This window comes from Vibrio sp. D173a, from assembly GCF_030248475.1.
In genome coordinates this window covers 1-568 of sequence record NZ_JAHGAH010000981.1, presented here as the reverse complement: position 1 = coordinate 568, position 568 = coordinate 1, and the positions used below count along the sequence as shown (strand labels likewise).

The following is a 568-nucleotide window of genomic DNA, read 5'->3' as shown; positions in this document are numbered from 1 at the left end:
GCACAAGACCAACTGCTTGAAGCAACAGCGGAAAAAGAACCGCAGTTTATGACCATTGATGAGTTAATGGCTCAGGTCGAGCAAGAAGATGGTGAAGTTGTGAATCCAGATGAGGAAGAGCTTAAACTGGATGTCGGCTTAAACGAATTCCCGGATGTCATTGGTGATATCGGTAACTACGATGTAGATAGCAATGCAGAAGCTGCAGGTAAGCTGGACTTAGCTAAAATTTACATTGAGATGAGTGACCCTCAAGGCGCAATTAAGTTACTAGAGGAAGCCATTGTTGATGGTTCGGATGAAATTCGACGCGAAGCTAAAAACTTGATTGATGCGTTGAACGGACGCTAAACAGATACGACTGAAAGAGAGCCTGACAATGGCTCTCTTTTTTTGTCTGGCGTTTTCCCTTTATCCTTAGTTTTCCAGCCTAGGGGTTTGGGATAGGCACTGTTTACGTATATACTTCACGCCCCATTTTCAAAGAGAACAAGAGCATGAAAATTGCTTTAGGTATTGAGTATGACGGTACCCACTATTTTGGTTGGCAACGCCAACGTGACGTAAA

1 protein-coding gene is annotated in these 568 nt (G+C 43.5%); it reads left to right on the top strand.

Annotation, left to right across the window (positions count from 1 at the left end; translation table 11 throughout):
• Positions 1 to 351: FimV/HubP family polar landmark protein (locus tag KIV40_RS30720; RefSeq protein ID WP_285353073.1), on the top strand; the 351-nt coding region annotated here is incomplete at its 5' end.
• Between the last annotated feature and the right edge of the window lie 217 nt (positions 352 to 568).